This is a genomic window from Sedimentibacter sp. B4, assembly GCF_000309315.1.
GTDB lineage: Bacteria > Bacillota > Clostridia > Tissierellales > Sedimentibacteraceae > Sedimentibacter > Sedimentibacter saalensis.
In genome coordinates this window covers 1-234 of record NZ_CANG01001044.1, presented here as the reverse complement: position 1 = coordinate 234, position 234 = coordinate 1, and the positions used below count along the sequence as shown (strand labels likewise).

Genomic DNA, 234 nt, shown 5'->3' with positions numbered 1-234 from the left:
CCGCGGCCCATATCGCCGGCGACGTCGGGATCCGTGGCCTCGAACGCCGTGTCGAAGAAGCACTGCCCAAGATCACCGCAGCCCCCGCGTGGCCGGGTCTACGGGCCGAACTGCTTCTGACCGAGGCCGACGGACACGACCCGATCGAAGCACTCGCCCGCGCCACCGCCGACCCGATCAGCACTGCCAACGACCGGCCGCAGTCCTCACCTGGCGGTCGAGACCACCGCAACC

The 234-nt window shown here is 70.5% G+C and carries 1 protein-coding gene; it reads left to right on the top strand.

The genetic code is table 11. From position 1 onward, the window contains the following. The coding region (locus BN358_RS28115; RefSeq protein ID WP_040584241.1) for a hypothetical protein at positions 1-234 on the top strand (234 nt) is incomplete at both ends.